The following is a 21,789-nucleotide window of genomic DNA, read 5'->3' on the forward strand; positions in this document are numbered from 1 at the left end:
AAAAGGCCTTCGACCTACGGCCAAGGGCCGTAGTCCTACCGCCTAAGTATTGTCGAGCCCACGCAAAAGAACATGCGCCCCACAAAAAAATGAAAGGCGCGGTAAACCGCGCCTTCCTGGCATTGCGTCACTCGCCCTGTCGGGCCGGAGCGTCCAGCTCAAAAGCGGTATGCAGTGCGCGTACAGCCAGTTCCAGGTACTTCTCTTCGATCACCACCGAGACTTTGATTTCCGAGGTGGAGATCATCTGGATGTTGATGCTTTCCTTGGCCAGAGCCTCGAACATGCGGCTGGCAACGCCGGCATGGGAACGCATGCCCACGCCCACGATCGACACCTTGGCAATCTTGGTATCGCCGACCACTTCACGGGCGCCAATCTCGCTCGCGGTGTTCTGCAGGATCCGCTCCGCCGCATCGTACTCGTTGCGGTGCACGGTGAAGGTGAAATCGGTGGTGTTATCGTGCGAAACGTTCTGCACGATCATGTCGACTTCAATATTGGCGCTACTGATAGGGCCGAGGATCTTGAACGCCACGCCCGGAGTATCCGGCACGCCACGGATCGTCAGCTTGGCTTCATCGCGGTTGAAAGCGATGCCGGAAATGATCGGCTGTTCCATGGATTCCTCTTCATCAATAGTAATGAGGGTACCCGGACCCTCTTTGAAGCTGTGCAATACGCGCAGCGGAACGTTGTACTTGCCGGCGAACTCCACCGCGCGGATCTGCAGCACCTTGGAACCGAGGCTGGCCATTTCCAGCATCTCTTCAAAGGTGATTTTTTCCAGGCGCTGAGCCACGGAAACAACACGCGGGTCAGTGGTGTAGACGCCGTCCACATCGGTGTAGATCTGGCATTCATCGGCCTTCAGGGCCGCTGCCAGCGCCACGCCGGTGGTGTCCGAACCGCCACGCCCCAGGGTCGTGATGTTGCCCTGCTCGTCCACACCCTGGAACCCTGCTACAACTACCACGCGCCCGGCTTTCAGATCCGTACGGATTTTCTGATCGTCGATTTGCAGGATGCGCGCCTTGGTGTGCGCGCTGTCGGTCAGGATGCGCACCTGACTGCCAGTGTAGGACACCGCCGGCACACCCCGCTTGTTCAGCGCCATGGCCAGCAAGGCGATGGTCACCTGCTCGCCGGTGGACACGATCACATCCAGCTCACGCGGCAGCGGTTGTTGATCGCCGCTGATTGCCTTGGCCAGATCGATCAGGCGATTGGTCTCGCCGCTCATGGCCGACAGCACCACCACCAGGTCGTCGCCGGCATCGCGGAATTTCTTAACCTTGTCGGCGACCTGCTCGATTCTTTCGACAGAGCCGACCGAGGTGCCTCCAAATTTCTGTACGATCAAAGCCATTTCTAAGCCGCCTCAGCCCGTAAAGGGGCGCCCAATAAAAATCTTCCAGCAACCGCACAAGCCCGTGACTAGACCAAGGGCTTATTAACGGCGCCTTAAATGCTTGCCTCGACAAACGGCACGGTCAGGGCCAGGGCCGCGTCCAGGGCGCCTGCGTCTACACCACCGCCTTGCGCCATGTCCGGACGACCGCCGCCCTTCCCGCCCACTGCCGCGGCGGCTTGCTTCATCAAATCACCGGCCTTGAGTTGGCCAGTCAGGTCTTTGGTTACACCGGCAACCAGAACGACCTTTTCCTCATGGACACCGCCGAGCAGGATCACTGCGCGGCCGAGCTTGTTCTTCAACTGATCGACCAAGGCCAACAGCGCCTTGCCGTCCTGACCGTCCAGGCGCACGGCCAGCACTTTCACACCTTTGACGTCCAGCGCGCTGGCCGACAGATCGTCGCCCGCCGCACTGGCTGCCTTGGCTTGCAGTTGCTCCAGCTGTTTCTCCAGCGCACGGTTGCGCTCGAGAACCGCCGACAGCTTGTCGATCAGGTTGTCGCGGCTGCCCTTGACCAGGCCGGCCGCTTCCTTGAGTTGCTCTTCTGCCGCATTGAGGTAGGCCAGGGCTGCAGCACCGGTCACCGCTTCAATACGGCGCACGCCGGAAGCCACACCGCCTTCGCTGATGATTTTCAGCACGCCGATGTCGCCGGTACGGCTGGCGTGAATGCCGCCACACAGCTCCACCGAGAAGCTGCCGCCCATGCTCAGCACGCGCACTTCGTCGCCGTATTTCTCGCCAAACAGCGCCATGGCGCCTTTCTTCTTGGCTGTCTCGATGTCGGTTTCTTCGGTTTCAACCGCGGTGTTCTTGCGAATCTCGGCGTTGACGATGTCTTCCAGGGCCTTGATCTGCTCGGGCTTGATCGCTTCGAAGTGGCTGAAGTCGAAACGCAGGCGCTGGCTGTCCACCAACGAACCTTTCTGCTGGACGTGCTCACCCAATACCTGGCGCAACGCAGCGTGCAGCAGGTGAGTGGCCGAGTGGTTCAAAGCGGTTGCATGCCGTACGTCGGCATCGACCTGGGTATCCACCGGCGCACCGACGGTCAGGTTGCCCAGCACCAGCACCCCGTGGTGCAGGAAGGCACCGCCGGTCTTGGTGGTGTCGCGCACTTCAAAGCGGCCGGAGGTCGAGCTGAGGAAACCGCAGTCGCCAATCTGGCCGCCGGACTCGGCGTAGAACGGCGTCTGGTCCAGGACCACAACAGCCTCATCGCCTTCATTCAATACGTCGACCGACTTGCCATCTTTATAGAGGGCAACAATTTTGGCCGAGCCAACGGTCGCTTGATAACCGATGAACTCGGTCGGCACATCAACCTTGACCAGGGTGTTGTAATCCAGACCAAAGGAGCTGGCGGAACGCGCCCGTACGCGCTGGGCTTCCATCTCACGCTCGAAGCCGGCCTCATCGATGGTCAGCTCGCGCTCGCGGGCGATGTCGGCAGTCAGGTCCATCGGGAAGCCGTAGGTGTCATACAGCTTGAACACCACGTCGCCCGGCACCACGGTGCCTTTGAGCCCGGCCAGGTCCTGCTCCAGGATTTTCAGGCCGTGCTCCAGGGTCTTGGAGAACTGCTCTTCTTCAGCCTTGAGCACACGTTCGATGTTGTCCTGTTGCTGCTTGAGCTCCGGGAAAGCATCGCCCATCTCCGCCACCAGCGCGGCGACGATCTTGTAGAAGAAGCTGCCGGTCGCGCCCAGCTTGTTACCGTGGCGGCAGGCGCGACGGATGATACGGCGCAGCACGTAACCGCGACCTTCGTTCGACGGCAGTACGCCGTCGGCGATCAGGAAGCCACAGGAACGGATGTGGTCCGACACCACCTTGAGCGACGACTGGTTTTCGTTGGCGCAGCCAATCGCGGCGGCCGAGGCGCTCAGCAGGTTGGTGAACAGGTCGATTTCGTAGTTGGAGTGAACGTGCTGCATCACCGCACTGATCCGCTCCAGGCCCATGCCGGTGTCCACCGACGGCGCCGGCAGCGGATGCAACACGCCATCGGCGGTGCGATTGAACTGCATGAACACGTTGTTCCAGATCTCGATGTAACGGTCGCCGTCTTCTTCCGGCGAGCCCGGCGGGCCGCCCCAGATGTCGGCGCCGTGATCGTAGAAAATCTCGGTGCAAGGACCGCACGGGCCGGTATCGCCCATGGTCCAGAAGTTGTCGGAGGCGTACGGCGCGCCCTTGTTGTCGCCGATGCGGATCATGCGCTCGACCGGCACCCCAATTTCCTGGGTCCAGATGTCATACGCTTCGTCGTCGGTGGCATACACGGTGACCCAGAGTTTTTCCTTCGGCAGTTTCAGCACGCCGGTCAGGAAGGTCCAGGCGAAGGTGATCGCGTCTTTCTTGAAATAGTCGCCGAAGCTGAAGTTGCCCAGCATTTCGAAGAAGGTGTGGTGGCGCGCGGTGTAACCCACGTTTTCCAGGTCACTGTTCTTGCCGCCGGCGCGTACGCACTTCTGGCTGCTGGTGGCGCGGGTATAGGCGCGCTTTTCCTGGCCCAGGAAGCAGTCCTTGAACTGGTTCATGCCCGCGTTGGTGAACAGCAGGGTTGGGTCATTGCCTGGGATCAAGGAGCTGGAGGCTACACGGGTGTGGCCTTGCTCTTCGAAGAAGCGAAGGAAGGCTTCACGGATTTCTGCGCTTTTCATTAGGTTCTTCCACGGAGGCTGCGGCCAAAGGCCAGTGCGCAACATCATCAGACGGAGCGACGGCAAAGGGCCGCATTATATCGGCCCTTTGCCGGTGGTACAGCGTGTTTATGCGATAGAAACCGTCAATTAGACGGTCTGCACTGTCATTTTCGGGAAAACTCGACGAATGTCTCAAGCACGCGCTCGATCTGCGCCCGGTTGACGTCCAGGTGGGTGACCATACGCAGGCGTGGCGCGGCGCTCAACTTGATCCCGCGCTCGGCGGCGAACGCCTTCAGGGCCTGGGCCCGGTCACCGATCTGCACGTAGACCATGTTGGTCTGCACCGGCTCGATCTCGTAACCGGCCTCGCGCAATGCATCCCCCAGCCATTGGGCATTGGCATGGTCCTCGGCCAGGCGCTGCACCTGATGATCCAGCGCATACAGCCCCGCCGCCGCCAGCGAACCGGCCTGGCGCATTCCGCCGCCGACCATTTTGCGCAGGCGCCGCGCCTTGGCGATCAGCGCCGTGGAGCCGCACAGCACCGATCCGATCGGCGCGCCGAGGCCCTTGGACAAGCACACCGACACCGAGTCGAAATGCTGCGCGATCTCGCGCACATCCACCCCCAGCTTGACCGCCGCGTTGTAGATCCGCGCGCCATCCAGGTGCAGTGCCAGCCCGTGTTCACGGGTGAATGCGCGTGCCTTAACCAGATAATCCAGCGGCAGTACTTTGCCTTGCATGGTGTTTTCCAGCGCCAGCAAACGCGTGCGGGCGAAGTGGAAATCGTCGGGTTTGATCGCTGCCAGAACGTGATCCAGGTCCAGCGAGCCGTCCGCCTGAACTTCCAGCGGTTGCGGCTGGATCGACCCGAGCACCGCCGCACCGCCCCCTTCGTATTTGTAGGTGTGGGCCTGCTGGCCGACGATGTATTCCTCGCCACGCTCACAGTGCGCCATCAGCGCCAGCAAGTTGCTCATGGTGCCGGTGGGCACGAACAGCGCCGCAGCGAACCCCAGGCGCTTGGCGAGTTCGGCCTCCAACTGGTTGACGCTGGGGTCTTCGCCATACACGTCGTCGCCGCTGACGGCGTTGGCCATCGCGTCGAGCATGCCGGGGGTGGGTTGGGTCACGGTGTCGCTGCGCAGGTCGATCACAGACATGAAACACGCCTCCAGAGGGCTAAGTCAGTTCCTTTTATGGATGATTACTGCGGGCAAAGCCGCGGAATATCAAGCCCCCTCGCACCATCAATCGAATACCAACCAAACAAACCGATATAGCTTATCGATACGACGACCGTGCAGTTTCTGAAAAACCATGTTAAAAACTCTCCGCCGCCGGGGTTCTGGCGGTAACGTTCTCAGGGCGGGGTGTAATTCCCCACCGGCGGTAATTACACGCAATGTGTATAGCCCGCGAGCGCTTGGCGCCTCGAACTGCTCAGGCAGGACGGCGGCAAGGTCAGCAGACCCGGTGTGATCCCGGGGCCGACGGTCATAGTCCGGATGAAGAGAGAACGGGATTGGCACCCAGGGGCCGCGCGCTCACCACATGCCTTGCATGATGTAGCTATGCGTACCCTTGAAATCCCATTCGATTCATAACGCCCTGTTTTTTTCTTAAACAGGAGTCAGAACATGCAACCTACCGCCATCGACAGCAAAAGCAAAAACCATCACGGCGAGCGCGTCGCGTTTATCCAGGCCTGCTGGCACAAGGATATTGTCGACCAATCCCGTAAAGGCTTCCTCGCCGAAATGATCGCCCAGGGCTACCAGGAATCGGACATTGATTTCTTCGAAGTCGGCGGCGCCTTTGAAATGCCCCTGCACGCCAAACTGCTGGCCAAGACCGGCCGTTACGCCGGTATCGTCGCCGCCGCGCTGGTGGTGGACGGCGGCATCTACCGTCACGAGTTCGTGGCCCAATCGGTGGTCAGCGGCCTGATGCAAGTGCAGCTGGAAACCGAAGTGCCGGTGTTCTCGGTGTCCCTGACTCCGCATCACTTCCATGCAGGCAGCGAGCACCACACCTTCTTCTTCGATCACTTCGTACACAAAGGTCAGGAAGCAGCGCGTACCTGCGCCGATACCCTGCACAAAGTGCGTGCGATCCGCCGCAGCGAGCAAAAACTGGCGGTCTGAAAGCGCCTCGGTCCGTGATCAAAAATGCCCCGGCAAGTCTTTGCCGGGGCATTTTTTTTGTCGTCTGCATATCTACCGCCTCAAGCGCGCGCCCCTGCGGTTTAGTAAGGCCTGATCCCTTACCTCCAACGCAAGGAACTGCGACATGCTCCCCCATCAAAATGCCGAAGGCGTCTACGTCATCGATGCACGCACACTCACCCCCACCCCGAGACGCGAACCCACCAACGAGCGTCCTGGCGGCCCGGGCTTTATCGAAATCCATGACATCCTTGAAAATGAAAATGTGCGCATCGAACGCAAGCTGTTCAGGGATGAGGACGTTGATCAACTGTGCCTCAGCACCTTCGATACATCCGACAACATCAATATTTTCGCCGCCCCTCACATCGACACCCAGTTGACGCTGACCGTGCAAATCAACCAGTCCCGCTACGAAATCACCCTCGACTGGCGCGCACAAACCCTGGTGCTGGACACCCGCGGGGGCAATGACCGCATTCATATCGAAGACAACGTGATAGTGCCGGTCTTTGTTTACAGCGGTGAGGGCGACGACCGAGTGCTCAGCGCCGCCCGAGCGGCAAGCCTGTACACCGGCCCCGGTGATGACTTCATCGCTGTCGTCAACGGCGCCTGCCATGTCGAAGCCGGCGAAGGAGACGATGAGGTGCACGGGTTTCAAGACACTCACATGACCGTGTATGGCGGCCCCGGTGCAGATCAAATCAGCGGTGGCAGCGGCTCATGCTTCCTGGATGGAGGCCAGGGCGATGATCATATTGTCGGCGGGCGCGGGCTGAACATCCTCAGCGGCGGCCCCGGTAACGACCGGATCAAGGCGGGCCCCGCCAGCAACGTCATCTATACGGGCGATGGCTTCAACGACGTCACACGCCTCAAGGCAGACGACGTCACGTACTACAACTTCAAGAGCAGCCTGACAGTTGACTGTGCCTTGATGATGCACCCGGACGTGCCGGATGACCTTCCTGCGGGCCAATTGGCTTCTCACGCGGTTCATCTGGAGCCCAAACCCTTGGACCAGAGCGGACTTGTTGTGCAAGGCAGTGCGCAATTCGTCCAGCGGGTCCATGACGATTTACGTCTGCTGCTTGGCTCTCCGACCGGGCAACGCTTGCTCGCGCAACTGGAGCGTGCCGCGCGCGACAGCGGACAGCCCATCACCATTCATGAGTTCTACCCAAAGCTCAACGGGCAATTCGTCCCGGCGCCCGGCACCCGTGACTGGCCGTTTATCGACAATGACAGACCTGGCCGCCCCTCGTTCGGCGGGAAGATTTGGTACAACACCACAGACATCATCCCCGGAACGCCCAGCATCATTAACCTGTTCCACGAGCTGTGCCACGCCTGGAACCACATCAGCGGCACGCTGTTGCGCGGTGAGAGCCTCGACGGCGTTGACGGCAACAAAACGCGCTATCCGGTGAGCAACCACGAACTGCAAGCCGTGGGCCTGCCAACGACAGCACCGCCGTTCGACTTTGACCGCGACCCGAGCACCCCGCCCACCAATACCAACCCGCAGGAATTCAGCGAAAACGGGCTACGCAAGGAACTCGGGTTACCGCCGCGCAAACAGTACCTGAATAATTAAACCAGACCGTGCTCGGTGGTGGGCACGATCAAAATTCCCGCGCGCAGGCCATTTTTCACCTTCGGGTTGGGAAAGATAATGCGCGCACCATCCTCTTCGATGACCCAACGGGTCTTGGCCACATCCTCGGCCAGCAGATACCCCTTGGCCAACGGCGAGAAGTTTTCCACGTCCGCTGGCAGGTGCAGCAGGAACGCGTCACTGTGCTTGATGACTTCGCGCGACACGGCAAACAGTTGCAAGCCGTCAAGGCTGTCCGTCTCAGGCTCGGTGCCTTCGATGATCTGCTTGAGGCGGGTTTCCAGGCGGGACACGTCCACCCCCTGGTTTTGCCCGAAGGGTCGCGCCTTGCCCAGTTCCAGGGTAAAGGCCTCGGCGCCAAGCTGCTCGTAAGTAAACGCGCTGAAGGTGATCGAGGTTTTGTTCTGCAGCAACACCGCTTCCATGCCGGCGGCACGCAAGCGTTGCAGTTCGCGGCGTGAATGCTGGCGCCCGTCTTTCCACGGGTACAAGGCAAACTGTTCGATTTTCGAACCGCGAATGGCGGTGTGCAGGTCGTAGTGCAGGCGCGAACGGCCAGCCTGACTGAAGAAGGTGCGGGCCAGTTGCTCAAGCTCGGCGGCGCGCATGGCCTCCGGGCCGATATTTTGTTCGTGGCGGCCATTGAACAGCCGGTTGATGTCCAGCTCCAGGTAACGCTCGCCGCGGCGCATGGCCTCGGGGTTGCCGAACAGGAACAGAATGCGGGTGCGGGGTTTGATCTCCCCACGGGCAATGCCGTGCAACAGGCGGTCGAGCAGTTCGATCGGCGCCGTTTCGTTGCCATGGATGCCGGACGACAGCAACAGGTCGCCGCCGTTGTCGCGGGCCTGCGGCGGGCGCACTTCGAGTGCGCCCTCGCTGAGCCAGCGCATCTGCACGCCGTCGACAGTCAGTTGAATTTTTTGCGCCGGTTCGCGACCGGCGAGGGTCAGTTCAAGCAGTTTGCCGAGGGCGAGCATAAGCAGCTTCCTTAGTGGTTGCAGCCTGGGCCGTGGACGTGGTCGTCGTCATCGCCTTCAACGTCGGCCGGTTCCATTTCCAGTTGCAGGCTCATCAGGTTGGTGGCCAGCGGGCGCATCAGCAGGTTGGCGTACTCGGCGTCGCCTTCTTCCACATCCACACCGATCAGCAGTTGGCCACGGCCATCGTGCTGGATCCAGATTTCCTTGCCCTGCCAGACCACGGCGACGCGGGTGCAGGAGGTTTCCAGCTGAGTGCCGTCGGTGTCTTCAAGGATCAGTTTCAGGGTGTCGGTGGTCATAACAATAGTTCTCAGCCGTATGGCGTTAATTGATCTGGAAAGGATAAACCGAGCCCAGTTTAAGGATTTGCGTCAGTTCATCCAGTGCCGTCCGGCACTCAAGCAGCAATTGCGGGTCAGCCAGGTCGCTTTCGCGCAGGCTGTCGCGGTAGTGCTTGTCGACCCACTGGGTCAGCGTCTCGTACAACGGCGCGGTCATGATAACGCCTGGGTTCACCGCCGCCAGTTCCGTTTCATTCAATGCCACACGCAAGCGCAGGCACGCCGGGCCACCGCCGTTCTGCATGCTTTGCTTGAGGTCGAAGACTTTGACCTCGCGGATCAACCCGCCGGAGGCCGTCAGGCTTTGCAGGTACTGCCAGACGCGTTCGTTGGCGCGGCACTCTTCCGGCACGATCAGCAGCATCGAACCGTCAGGACGGCTGAGCAACTGGCTGTTGAACAGGTAAGAACGCACCGCATCTTCAACGCTGACCTGGGCACGCGGCACGCACACCGACTGGAAGTTGCCACCCAATTTGCCGAGTTTGCCCTGCAATTCGCCGAGCATCTGCTCGGTATTGAGGAACGCGTCCTCGTGATAGAACAGCACCTCGCCATTGCCCACTGCGATCACGTCGTTGTGGAACACACCGGCATCGATCACCGCCGGGTTCTGCTGGGCGTAGACCACGCCGTCATCCTTCAGGCCGTGCAGGCGTGCGACGGCCTGGGAGGCTTCCAGCGTCTGGCGCGCCGGGTATTTCTGCGGCGCCGGGTAGCGGGTGTCGAACGCACTGCGGCCGAACACGAAAAACTCCACCCCCGCCTCGCCGTACTCACGGCAGAAACGCGTATGGTTGGCGGCGCCTTCGTCACCGAACTGCGCCACGGCCGGCAAGGCGGCGTGGTGAGCGAAGTGCTTCTGATCGGCAAACATCGCACCCAGCACGCGGCTGGTAGTCGGGTGCTCAATGCTGCGGTGGTATTTGCAGTTGAGGTTGGCGGCGGTGAAATGCACACGGCCGTCAAACGTGTCGGCGCTCGGGCTGACGGTGGCGGCGTTGGCCACCCACATGCTTGACGCCGAGCAACTCGCCACCAGCAACGGCATGGCCTGCTTGGCGGCCTGCTGGATCACTTGAGCGTCGGTGCCGCTGAAACCCAGGTTGCGCAAGGCAGCCACATCAGGACGTTCCTGGGGCGCCAGCACACCTTGTACAAAGCCCATGTCCATCAGGGCTTTCATTTTTTGCAGGCCCTGCAACGCCGCTTCCTTCGGGTTCGAAGACTGCTGGCTGTTGCTTTGGGACGCGACGTTGCCGTAGGACAAACCGCCGTAGTTATGGGTCGGCCCCACTAGACCGTCAAAATTGACTTCACAGGATTTCATCGGCGAGGCTCCACGAACATCTGTTTTTATAGGCTTCAACTTGTCATCCCGATCACCTGTGGGAGCTGGCTTGCCTGCGATGCAGACGACTCGGTCTTTCAGTACAACCGAGTGGCTGCTATCGCAGGCAAGCCAGCTCCCACATTAGATCGGTGCCACCTTCACTTGAGTGTTACACCGGGGGTCAGCGTCGCCGGCACCACCAGGCTCGGGGTCTCAAGCGAGGCCACCGGGTACGCGCAATAATCCGCCGCGTAATAGGCACTGGCGCGATGGTTGCCCGAGGCCCCTACCCCGCCAAACGGCGCGGTACTCGCCGCGCCGGTCAGCTGTTTGTTCCAGTTGACGATTCCCGCCCGGCTCTCCAGCCAGAATTGCTGGTAACGCGCTTCGGAGTCCGACAACAAGCCCGCAGCCAGGCCATATTGGGTGTTATTGGCCTCGGCAATCGCCCCTGCAAAGTCAGCGTAGCGGATCACCTGCAACAGCGGGCCGAACAATTCCTCGTCTTCGCGTTCGGTCACGCCGGTCACGTCGATGATGCCGGGGGTAAGCAGGGCGGCCTGATCCTGGGGCTGGGTCATTTCCAGCAATGCCACGGCGCCATTGGCGAGCATCAGCTCCTGAGCCTCCATCAACGCCTTGGCGGCGCCGAGGGAAATCACCGAGCCCATGAACGGTGCGGGCTGCTGGTCGAACGCGCCCACTTCAATCGTCGCGCTCACCGCCACCAGGCGCGCGAGCAGGGCATCGCCCCAGGCACCTTCCGGCACGAGCAGACGGCGCGCACAGGTGCAACGCTGGCCGGCCGAGATAAACGCCGACTGAATGATGGTGTAGACCGCCGCGTCCACGTCGGCCACTTCGTCCACCACCAGCGGGTTGTTGCCGCCCATTTCCAGAGCGAGGATCTTGTCCGGGCGCCCGGAGAATTGCTGGTGCAAGTGATTGCCGGTGCGGCTGGAACCGGTGAAGAACAACCCGTCAATGCCTGGATTGGCCGCCAGCGCGATACCGGTTTCCCGCGCGCCCTGCAGCAAGTTCAGTACGCCCGCGGGCAAGCCGGCTTCGATCCAGCATTGCACGGTCAGCTCGGCGACTTTCGGGGTCAGCTCGCTCGGCTTGAACAGCACGGTATTACCCGCCAGCAAGGCCGGCACAATGTGCCCGTTCGGCAAGTGGCCGGGGAAATTGTAGGGGCCGAACACCGCCACCACGCCGTGGGGCTTGTGGCGCAGCACGGCAGTGGCGTCGCCCAGCGGGCCGCTCTTCTCGCCGGTGCGCTCGCGGTAGCTCTGTACCGAGATGGCAATCTTGTTGGCCATGCTGGTGACTTCAGTCGCCGATTCCCACAGGGGCTTGCCGGTTTCCTCACCGATGCAGCGGGCGATTTCATCGGCGCGGGCTTTGAGCGTAGCGGCGAAGGCTTCCAGCACGCCGATGCGTTCTTCCAGCGGGCGTCTGGCCCAGGCCGGAAACGCCTGGCGCGCAGCCTGCACGGCCGACTCGACTTGTTCGGCCGTGGCGCCATTGCCGGCCCACAGCACCTGCTGGGTCACCGGGTTGCGCGATTCAAACAGTTCGCCCTGGCCAGCCAGCCAGCTACCAGCGATATACAACGAATTCATTATTTCGACTCCCGGGCAGCAGACAACGGAACAGCACGCACTTGATCACCCACCACCAGTTGCAGGCGTTTGGCGGTCAGCGGGTCGACCACCAACGTGCCTGCCGCCAGCCGGGCCGGTGCGGCCGTGATGCGGCACTCTTCGCGCTTGCGGTTATGGATCAGGAACGGCGTAGCGTCGTCCCCTGGCGTGCCAATGGCCAACACCAGCGCCTGGCTGTCGCGCACGGCACGGATTTTGGTGGTTTCACACTCCACCGCCGGGCCGGCGTCGAAGATGTCGACATAGCCCTGGTAGCTGAAACCCTCGCTCTTGAGCATGCTCAACGCCGGCTCGGTGTCGGGGTGGACCTTGCCGATCACGTTGCGCGCGTCTTCGGACAGGAAGCAGCTGTACAGCGGAAACTTCGGCATCAGCTCGGCGATAAACGCCTTGTTGCCCACGCCGGTCAGGTAGTCGGCCTGGCTGAACTCCATCTTGAAGAAGTGACGGCCCAGGCTTTCCCAGAACGGCGAACGCCCGGCGTCGTTGGACACGCCACGCATCTCGGCGATGATCTTGTTGCCGAACAGTTGCGGGAATTCGGCGATGAACAGCATGCGCGCCTTGGCCAGCATGCGGCCATTGAGGCCGGTGCGGTAATCGGCGTGCAGGAACAACGAGCACAATTCGGAATTGCCGGTGAGGTCGTTGGCCAAAAACAGCGTCGGAATCTCGCGGTAAATATTCAGCTCCTGGGAGGCGCTGACGGTCAGACCCACCCGGAAGTTGTACCAGGGCTCACGCAGGCCCACGGCACCGGCGATGGCGGAAATGCCCACCACGCGGCCTTCGTCGTTTTCCAGCACAAACAGGTAGTCGGCATCACCACGCCCGGCATCGCCGCGAAAGGTTTTCTCGGCCCAGCCTACCCGGTGAGTCAGGCGCTCTTCGTTGGCCGGCAAGGTGGTCAGGCCGGTGCCGGTGCTGCGCGCCAGATCAATCAGGGCCGGTAAATCGCTGCTGCGTACGGGACGAACGATCATGCTATCTCCTCAGACGGGCCGCTTGGCAGCCACCCGCTACACTCAATTTTTAGACCGCGACCAGGCGCACACTCGCGCCCTCGCCAACGCCCAGGGCTTCGGCGGCTGCCAGGTCCAGGGTCACCGGTTTGCCGGGTGCGTAGTCCAGCTCCAGCATCACTGCGCGGTAATCCTGCAACTGCCCGTTGCTCACCAGGTACTGGCGACCGGCGCCCTTGGCCATCTCGCCGATCTTCACCGGCACCACGCGGCTCTGGGCGATGGAGCGAATGCCCGAAACCCGTGCGTGCAGCGTCGGGCCGCCGTCGAAGATGTCGATGTAGTGGTCGGTCTCAAAGCCTTCGCGCATCAGGATGTCGAAGGTGATCTGCGCACGCGGGTGCACCTGGCCCATGGCTTCCTGGGCTTCGTCGGGCAGCAGCGGCACATAGATCGGGTAATGCGGCATCAGCTCGGCGAGGAAGGTGCGGCTTTTCAGCCCGCACAAGCGCTCGGCGGCGGCGTAATTGAGGTCGAAGAAGTTGCGGCCGATGGCGTCCCAGAACGGCGAGTCACCGTTCTCGTCGCTGTAGCCGACGATCTCGGTCACCACCGAATCGGCAAAGCGCTCGGGGTGGCTGGCGACGAACAACAGGCGGCCACGGGAGTTGAGCTCCGACCACGGCGAACCGACCAGCTCGGGCTTCACGTAGAAACTGGTGAGCAGGCTGTTGCCGGTGAGGTCGTGGCACTGGGAAAGCACGTGGATCTTGTTGTGGATCTTCAGCTCGCGGGAGGCGTGCACGAAGGTCTCGTTACGGAAGCTGTAGAACGGCTCCGAGTAACCGGCCGAGGCGACGATGGCCGAGCAGCCGGCGAGCTTGCCGGTCTCGGTGTCTTCAAGCACAAAGAAATAGCTTTCTTCACCGTTGAAACTGACCTCGGCCGCGAAGGACGCTTCGCTGGCGGCGATCTTGTCGCTCAGGCGTTCCACATCGTCCGGCAAGGACGTGACACCAATCGGGCTGTCCGCAGCCAGACGCTGTACCTCGCCCAGATCAGCCATTTGCGCGGGGCGCATCACCAGCATGGTGTCACTCCTTAACTCGAAAACTCATAGAGGGAAAAATGCCGGGCACAGGATCTGAGTTCACATGGATATCAATGTGCAAGCAGGCTCCATGTGGGAGCTGGCTTGCCTGCGATGCAGGCAACTCGGTTTTTCAGTTGCACCGAGTTGATGCTATCGCAGGCAAGCCAGCTCCCACTTTTGATCCAGGTCGCGGCAAATAAAGGTGTCGCTATCAGCCTTGCGTCAGCGTTTTTACGGCACGCTCAAAACGATCCAAACCTTCAGTGATGTCCGCCTCTTCCACCACCAGGCTAGGGGCGAAACGCACCACGTCCGGGCCGGCTTGCAGGATCATCAGGTTTTCTTTCTCGGCCGCGTTGAACACGTCCTTGGCCTTGCCTTTGAACGCGTCGCTCAGCACGCAACCGAGCAGCAGGCCCATGCCACGCACTTCGGTGAAGATGCCGTATTGCTTGCCGATCTGTTCCAGGCGCGCCTTGAACAGGTCGTGCTTGGCGTTCACGCCGGCCAGCACTTCAGGGGTGTTGATCACGTCAATCACGGCTTCTGCCACCGCACACGCCAGCGGATTGCCGCCGTAAGTGGTGCCGTGGGTGCCGACCACCAGGTGCTTGGCCAGGTCTTCACGGGTGAGCATGGCCGCGATCGGGAAACCACCGCCCAGGCTCTTGGCGCTGGTAAGAATGTCTGGCGTCACGCCGTAATGCTGGTAGGCGAACAAGTGGCCGCTGCGGCCCATGCCGGTTTGCACTTCGTCGAACACCAGCAGCGCGTTGTTCGCGTCGCACAGTTCGCGGGCGCCTTGCAGGTAAGCCAGCTCGGCCGGCAGCACGCCGCCTTCGCCCTGGATCGGTTCCAGCACCACGGCACAGGTCTTGTCCGAAACAGCCGCTTTCAGCGCTTCCAGATCGTTGTAAGGCACGTGGGTAATGCCGGTAATTTTCGGCCCGAAACCGTCGGAGTACTTGGACTGGCCACCGACGTTGACGGTAAACAGGGTACGGCCGTGGAAGCTGTTCAGCGCGGCGATGATCTCGTACTTCTCGGTGCCGAAACGGTCAAACGCGACGCGACGGGCCAGCTTGAACGCGGCCTCGTTGGCTTCGGCGCCGGAGTTGCAGAAGAACACGCGCTCGGCAAAAGTGGCGTCGATCAGTTTATGCGCCAGGCGCAGGGCCGGCTCGTTGGTGAAGACGTTGGAGACATGCCACAGCTTGTTGGCCTGTTCGGTCAGTGCACCGACCAGCGCCGGGTGGGCGTGACCCAATACGTTGACCGCGATGCCGCCGGCAAAGTCGATCAGCTCGCGACCCGCCTGGTCCCACACGCGCGAACCTTCGCCACGCACAGGAATGAATGCGGCCGGTGCGTAGTTAGGCACCATGACCTGGTCGAAATCGGCACGTTGCACCGGGGCTTGCTCAACGGACATCGGAGTCTCCTGAAGAGGAACGCCTGCCTGGAACTGGCGGGCGATGCAGGGATTGTAAGGACAGTTTTCAGCGCGGCCTTGCCGCCAAGCGACAACTTCTTATAGCGCCAACCCGCGATTTTGGCGGGTTTACGCCAATGCGACAAATAGCATCGCAATGGCGCAGTTTAAACTAACTATCTAGAGCAGGCGGCGTGAAACAAGCTGATCTACTCGTGCCCTTTCCTGTTATCAGAGATTGAGCATGAGTACGCCCTCCCCCTCCAGCCAACCCGACAGCCATTACCAGCTCCTGAGAAACGCCATCCCGAGCTGGATAGGCAAAGCCTCCCCCGCCAAACAGCAGGCCTTGTTGCGTGCCGAACCGCAGCAGTTACCCGCCAACCCGCGGCTCAAACGCCTGAATGCCGACCACTGGAGCGCGCAAAATGCGGTGGATGAGGCACTCAAGCAGGTGAAAGGCCCCAGGGAATTTGCCCGCGAAGTGCTTGAAGACGCCTTGAAGATGCGCTTCGGCCTGGTGCTGGACAGTCAAAACGTGTTCCTGCGTCTTTATATTCCCCAGCACCTTCCGTGGTTTTCGATCCCCTCCGGCGCCGCTCGCACCTGGACCGTGTCATTGCTGGACGCGGCCCTGCATAACTTCGAACACGACGAAACCCGCGACGGTGCCTTTGAGCCCGCCTCCACTTTCATCACGCCGCCCTCCGACAGCGGCCAATTCGATACGCTGCCCGCCATCCGGGAAAAGGTCAGCATCGCGGCCTTCACGCGGCTATGCCGCGAGCTGGACATCGGCGCACGCTACACAATTTATCTGCGTGAACAGCTGGGGTTCACCGAACCGGTCAGTGCTGCTGTGCTCGAACACAAGGTGACCGTCAGCCAAAAAGCCGCCTTGCGCGCAGCCCTGGAACTGGCGCGCACACGGGGCGATATCGGCGTCGATTATGCGCAGCAGGTGGAAGCGCTGCTGCAAGGCCGACCTGCCCTCACACTCGGCAAGCTGCCCTTGCGTTGCCACGACTTCACGATGATGGAGGTGCCGCTGAGCGGAATCCTGCTGCTCGCGCCCGACCTGGAAAACACCCACTCGGTCCAGCGCCTGCTGGCCTACGTACCGGATGATCCGCAGCACCCACTCAAGGAATATGCCTCGCCGCTGGCGTTCAAACAGGCCCTGACCCGGCAGTTGCGCGACCCCGACTATCAGGCGTTTTTCAGCCGGTTTGTCGCCCACGAACACCGCGGGCTGTTTTTTGCCAACCTGAGTCAGCGCCTGGGCCGCATCACCTGGCACCCGCCGGAGCGTGGCAGCGGCCTGGCGCCCTGGCGCACTCAGCCGACCGATGACCCCAAACTGCAATTTGTCGCAGAGGTGATTCAGGGTGAGCCGTGGCGACACTTCTATCAGCAAAGGCTCAACCGGATTCTCAACGATGCGCGAACCCAGGCGGTGTCGACGGCCAACGTCGACCGCAATGCCCGCTGGGCGCTGTGGGACTCGTTCGTCAGTGTCGCGTCGTCCATCCTTAACGCCGCGCTGCTCATAGTCGCTCCGTTTATTCCGGGGCTGGGAGAGTTGATGCTGGGCTACATGGCCTATCAACTGCTCGATGAGGTCTTCGAGGGCGTCGTCGACTGGGCCGAAAACCATACGCAGGAGGCCTTTACCCACTTGATGGGTGTGCTGCAATCCCTGGTGGAACTGGGTGCCTTTGGCGTGGGCAGCACCATCGGCATCGCCGAAATGCGCAAGGCGCTGCCGCCGCAGGTGGTGGCGTTCATCGAGCGCTTCAAACCCGTGACCCTGGCCAATGGCGGCCGACGTTACTGGAAACCTGACTTGTCACAGTATCAGCGCAACATCACTTTGCCGCCCCGCCTGGGCATCAACGAACATGGGTTACACACCCTGCGCGGCGAATCGATCCTGCCACTGAACGGCAAGCTGTACGCCGTGGAACCCATCGAAAACAGCCCGCACTACCGGCTCAAACACTCCACCCGCCCGCAGGCCTATCAACCCGTGGTTCGCCATAACGGTACGGGCAGTTGGCACACCGAGCTGGAACGCCCCCTGCAATGGGACCGCAGCACCCTGTTGCAGCGCCTGGGTCACAAAGCCGAGGGTTTGAGTGAGGCGGACCGCGAACAGGCCTTGGGCCTCAGTGGTGTAGAGGAAGACGCGCTGCGCAGAATGCACGTCAACAGCTTGCCGCTGCCGCCTCTGCTGGACGACAGCCTGTCGCGCCTGCGCATCGACCGCGAGCTCACACGACTGATCGGCAAACTGCGCAGCGACGACCCGGCGCAATACGCCAGCATCGACCCTCAGGACGTCCTGCAACTGTTGACCACTTACGGCAACTGGCCGAAAGACAAGTCACTGCGCTTTCTTGACAGCCAGGGCCAGGTCACCTGGTCCTTTGGCGACCCGGCCAACCCCATGGTGCAAATCCATGAAGCACAGTTGAATAACGGCGACTTGCTCAAGACCGTCCTCCAGTGCCTTTCGCCGGATGAACTGCGCCGTCAATTCGATGAACGCATCGGCGACCCGCAACTGAGCCTCGACGCCCGCACCCGGCACCTGCGTAAACAACTGGCGCAAAGCGCCGAACGCCAACGTGCGGCCTTGTTCGATTCCCGCTATGGCGCCCTGCCCTCTGCCCCGACGCCTTACACCCGGCAGATCCTGCACACCACCGCCGGCCTGCCCGTCAGCGTGGCGCAGCGCTTGGCGAGCGACGCCAGCGGCGCCGAACTGGACATGCTGGACCAGCGCCGCACGCCCCCGCGCCTGGCTGAGCTGGCGCGCGCGGCGCTGGAAGAGGTGCGCCTTAACCGTGCCTATGAAGGCCTGTATCTGGACTCGCAACACAGTGTCGACACCGACCGGCTGGCGCTCAACTCCCTGCGGCTGCAACCCGGCTGGTCGGACCTGGTCCGCCTCGATGCACGCCACCACCACCCTCAAGGCGCCTTGTGGAACAGCATCGGCCCGGCTGATGCACCGATCCGCCGCACCCTTGTGCGTCTCGATTCCGGCCTGTACGTGCCCCATGAAGACAGCCATGCGTTGAGCGGTGAGACCGACCTGTACAGCGCGATTCTCCATGCCCTGCCTGACGCGCAACGCCGGGCGTTGAACATCGAGATCCATGACGGCCCCGAGCTGCGAAGGCGTCTGGCGCAACGCCCACTGCCACGCGAAGTGGTGCGCGCGCAAAGTGACATGCCTCACTCACGCCCCTTGCGCCTCGAAACCCTGCGGCTGCTCGGCAACACGGAAGGCTACGCGCCCGAAGCGGTTGCCCCGGCCGAGCCGCCGACTCCGCTGCAGCGTGCTCGCAGCCTGTTTCCAATTCTGAACGAGCCTCAGGCGCAGCAGTTAATCGACCATCTGGCCCCCAACCCCGGCGGCGCCAGTGCGGCACTCGCCTTGCTGGAGTCCGAATATCAGCACCTGGACGCCTCGCTGTCGACCTGGCAACGCACCCTGGCCACGCAACATCCCGACACCGGCACCCCTCTGAGCGCTGGCCAACGCCGCTACGAGCGGCGCAACCGCGACCATATCGCCGAGCAACTGCGGCGCTGCTGGCGCCGGGAAACCGAGATCGACAACTACTACGAAGACCCGACGCGCGATGGGTTCACGCTGCGCCTGGGGTGGCCGATCCTGGGCGACCTGCCTGTGCTGGCCAACGAGTTGATACACGTCTCGTTTCTGTCGGTGATCGGCGCCGAAGGCACCCGGGGCGTGGCGCGATTTATCGAAGCCTTTCCCCGTGTGCGCCACCTGGAAATCAGGGACATCCCCCTCGCAGACCTGCCGCCCTCCGTCGACAACCTGCCCCACTTGCGTACCTTAAGCCTGGACAACTGCCGCATCACCCTCAGCACCGACAGCGCCGCGCGCCTCGCAGCCCTGAGCGACCTTCAGGCGCTGAACCTGCACCAGAACCCGTTAGGGCGGGTGCCGGATCTTCAAGCCATGCGCGACCTGCAAGACCTGGACCTGTCCCGCACAGGCATTGAGTACATGCCCACGGGCCTGCTCAACCTGCCCGAACTGGACAGCGTCTTTCTGAGCGACAACCAGATGCGTGAGCTGCCGCCGAGCCTGTTCGACTTGCCTCCTTCGGTCAGCCAACGCTTCGACCTCTCCGGCAACCCGTTCGCGCAGCCCACGCTGGAGCGCATCAAAGCGTATTACCAGCAACATGGCAGCCACTTCGAAGCCGACGCCGCCGAGGTCGACCAACGAGACGCGCGCCTGCTGTATCCCTCGCTCACTCACGACAACCTCAACAAACTAATCTTCAGCCTGCCGGGGGACATTGAAGCGGGCCGGCGCGAACTGGCGCGGTTGACAGAGGAACTGAAAACCCTGCAAGGCGAACTGACCACGTGGTCGAACGAAGCCGAGCCGTCCGCACTGGAACATGCCCGGCGCAAGGCACTGCACCGTTTGCTGGAAAACAGCTGGCGCAGGGAAATACCTCAGGAGACGCGCTTCATCCATGCATTGAAGCTGCCTTCAGCCCTGGCCGGTGAGCTGCCGACACTGAGTGCGCAGTTCAAGCACATTGGTTACCTGAGCATCGAAGGCAACGGTTCCGCCTTACAGCCGGATGCGTTTCTCAAGAGCTTTGCGGCACTGGATATTCTCAGTATTCAGGACGCCCGATTGGGCGACATCCCGACCTCTGCGTTCGACCTTCCCATGCTCACGCATCTGGACCTGCCACGCTGCGCCATCACGTTGTCGCAAGCCAGCCGGAACGCACTTGCCGGCATGACACGCCTGGAACACCTGGACCTTTCCAACAATCCGCTGGGCGCTGCGGCGGACTTTCAGGGCCTGGCCAATTTGAACAGCGTCGCTCTGCAACACACCGGTTTGCGGGACGTTCCTCCAGGCCTGCTGACCCAGGACCGCCCGATGTCGATCAACCTGAGCCACAACAACATTGTCGAACTGCCCGACGCCAGCTTCAGGCTGCCGGTCACCGCTACCCATCGTTTCAACCTCTACGCCAACCCGCTGTCACGCCGCAGCCTGGACCTGATCAAAGCCTACTGCCAACGCACCGGGGAGTTTTTCAACGCGCAAAGCCCGGTGGCGGAACGGGAAAGGGTTGAGGCGCTCTACCCCCTGTTGCTGGAAAAAGAGGCGGAACGCTTTATTTTCGGCCTGCCCGGTGACATGGCTGACGTCGCCCCCCACTTGGCCCGCCTTGAGGCGGAATATGAGCAACTGACGACTGACCTGACGCAGTGGGCCCTGGATGTACCGCAACGCCACCCCGTGCTGGATGTGCCGCTGGATGAAGACACACAGGCCCGGGAACAACTGCAACGACGTGACTTCAAGACACTTGTGGAGCAGGCCTGGCGCCGCGAAAGCGCAGAAGACGATGAAAGCCTGGACGATGAGCTCACCCACAGCCTGAGCCTCGACACGCCGATCATGGGCGCGCTACCAGAACTAAGTGCACGTATTGAGCATATCTCCCGGTTCGAATTTACCGGGGACGGCACGACAACGTCGGTGGACGGCACGCTGCGCTGCTTTCCAAACCTGCAGACGTTGAACGTGCGTCGCTGCCGGCTGGAAACCCTGCCCGACGCGCTGTTCAACCTGCCAAAACTGTCCAGCCTGGAACTGAACAGGTGCGAAATCACCTTGACGGCAGACAGCGCACGCGCCATCGCGGACTTGAGCGCCATGGAGTTTCTCGACCTGAGCGACAACCCACTGACCCTGGCGCCCGACGTCAGCGGGATGAACCAGTTGGTGGGGCTGCATTTGCGCGCCACACAGATCAGCACGGTGCCCACGGGCGTGTTCCAACTGGGAGAACTGCAAACCCTGGACCTGAGCGACAACCTGATTACGGAAATCCCGCCCGACCTGCTGGAAATGATCCCGGTGTTTCACGATGACAGCGACCTGAGCGGCAACCCGCTGTCACCCGAAAGCCTGGACTACCTCAGGCGCTACTACGAACGGACGGGGAATGAGTTTCAGGTGATCGAAGCCACTCAGGATGAACTCGGCAACCCGCTGCCGTCTCCCCAGGCCCATCCCCAGGAGGAGTGAACCGGC

At 61.8% G+C, this 21,789-nt stretch carries 13 protein-coding genes and 1 riboswitch; of the genes, 3 read left to right on the plus strand and 10 right to left on the minus strand.

The window, feature by feature from the left end; genetic code table 11:
- Positions 1 to 127: 127 nt before the first annotated feature.
- From ATI14_RS30615 to ltaE, 3 genes are all read right to left on the minus strand, one after another.
- A complete protein-coding gene (locus ATI14_RS30615; RefSeq protein WP_016973712.1) occupies positions 128 to 1,369 on the minus strand; it encodes an aspartate kinase in 1,242 nt (413 codons plus the stop codon).
- A 95-nt stretch (positions 1,370 to 1,464) separates the two neighbouring features.
- Positions 1,465 to 4,083 (minus strand): alanine--tRNA ligase, encoded by a 2,619-nt coding sequence (gene alaS, locus ATI14_RS30620; RefSeq protein ID WP_016973713.1) that lies wholly within the window; start codon positions 4,081 to 4,083, stop codon positions 1,465 to 1,467.
- A gap of 146 nt (positions 4,084 to 4,229) precedes the next feature.
- Positions 4,230 to 5,234 carry a low-specificity L-threonine aldolase gene (gene ltaE, locus ATI14_RS30625; protein WP_080519890.1) on the minus strand — a complete coding sequence of 335 codons (1,005 nt, stop codon included), beginning with the start codon at positions 5,232 to 5,234 and terminating at the stop codon, positions 4,230 to 4,232.
- Positions 5,235 to 5,426: 192 nt separating this feature from the next.
- Positions 5,427 to 5,596: riboswitch (FMN riboswitch) on the plus strand.
- Between the two features lie 115 nt (positions 5,597 to 5,711).
- Between ltaE and ATI14_RS30630 the strand changes: the two genes are divergently transcribed.
- Both ATI14_RS30630 and ATI14_RS30635 read left to right on the plus strand, forming a co-directional pair.
- Complete coding sequence (locus ATI14_RS30630; RefSeq protein WP_016973715.1) at positions 5,712 to 6,218, plus strand: 6,7-dimethyl-8-ribityllumazine synthase; 507 nt, start codon at positions 5,712 to 5,714, stop codon at positions 6,216 to 6,218.
- 145 nt (positions 6,219 to 6,363) lie between these two features.
- On the plus strand, positions 6,364 to 7,839 hold the full coding sequence (locus tag ATI14_RS30635; RefSeq protein WP_016973716.1) for a M91 family zinc metallopeptidase: 1,476 nt from the start codon (positions 6,364 to 6,366) through the stop codon (positions 7,837 to 7,839).
- Here the strand turns inward: ATI14_RS30635 and astE are convergent.
- From astE to ATI14_RS30670, 7 genes are all read right to left on the minus strand, one after another.
- A complete protein-coding gene (gene astE / locus ATI14_RS30640; protein ID WP_017254719.1) occupies positions 7,836 to 8,840 on the minus strand; it encodes a succinylglutamate desuccinylase in 1,005 nt (334 codons plus the stop codon). The genes ATI14_RS30635 and astE overlap by 4 nt on opposite strands.
- An 11-nt stretch (positions 8,841 to 8,851) precedes the next feature.
- Complete coding sequence (locus ATI14_RS30645) at positions 8,852 to 9,142, minus strand: hypothetical protein (RefSeq protein WP_003214319.1); 291 nt, start codon at positions 9,140 to 9,142, stop codon at positions 8,852 to 8,854.
- A gap of 25 nt (positions 9,143 to 9,167) precedes the next feature.
- Complete coding sequence (gene astB / locus ATI14_RS30650; protein WP_016973717.1) at positions 9,168 to 10,514, minus strand: N-succinylarginine dihydrolase; 1,347 nt, start codon at positions 10,512 to 10,514, stop codon at positions 9,168 to 9,170.
- Positions 10,515 to 10,675: 161 nt separating this feature from the next.
- Positions 10,676 to 12,145 (minus strand): succinylglutamate-semialdehyde dehydrogenase, encoded by a 1,470-nt coding sequence (gene astD, locus ATI14_RS30655; RefSeq protein WP_165448271.1) that lies wholly within the window; start codon positions 12,143 to 12,145, stop codon positions 10,676 to 10,678.
- On the minus strand, positions 12,142 to 13,167 hold the full coding sequence (gene astA, locus ATI14_RS30660) for an arginine N-succinyltransferase (protein ID WP_016973719.1): 1,026 nt from the start codon (positions 13,165 to 13,167) through the stop codon (positions 12,142 to 12,144). Before astA ends, astD begins: the two co-directional genes overlap by 4 nt.
- A 49-nt stretch (positions 13,168 to 13,216) precedes the next feature.
- Positions 13,217 to 14,236: an arginine/ornithine succinyltransferase subunit alpha gene (gene aruF / locus ATI14_RS30665; protein WP_016973720.1), complete on the minus strand. Its 1,020-nt coding sequence runs from the start codon at positions 14,234 to 14,236 to the stop codon at positions 13,217 to 13,219.
- A gap of 214 nt (positions 14,237 to 14,450) precedes the next feature.
- Complete coding sequence (locus ATI14_RS30670) at positions 14,451 to 15,671, minus strand: aspartate aminotransferase family protein (protein WP_016973721.1); 1,221 nt, start codon at positions 15,669 to 15,671, stop codon at positions 14,451 to 14,453.
- A 244-nt stretch (positions 15,672 to 15,915) separates the two neighbouring features.
- Between ATI14_RS30670 and ATI14_RS30675 the strand changes: the two genes are divergently transcribed.
- Positions 15,916 to 21,783 carry a leucine-rich repeat domain-containing protein gene (locus ATI14_RS30675; RefSeq protein WP_080519889.1) on the plus strand — a complete coding sequence of 1,956 codons (5,868 nt, stop codon included), beginning with the start codon at positions 15,916 to 15,918 and terminating at the stop codon, positions 21,781 to 21,783.
- Positions 21,784 to 21,789 lie beyond the last annotated feature (6 nt).

The organism is Pseudomonas tolaasii NCPPB 2192, from assembly GCF_002813445.1.
Taxonomy (GTDB): domain Bacteria; phylum Pseudomonadota; class Gammaproteobacteria; order Pseudomonadales; family Pseudomonadaceae; genus Aquipseudomonas; species Aquipseudomonas tolaasii.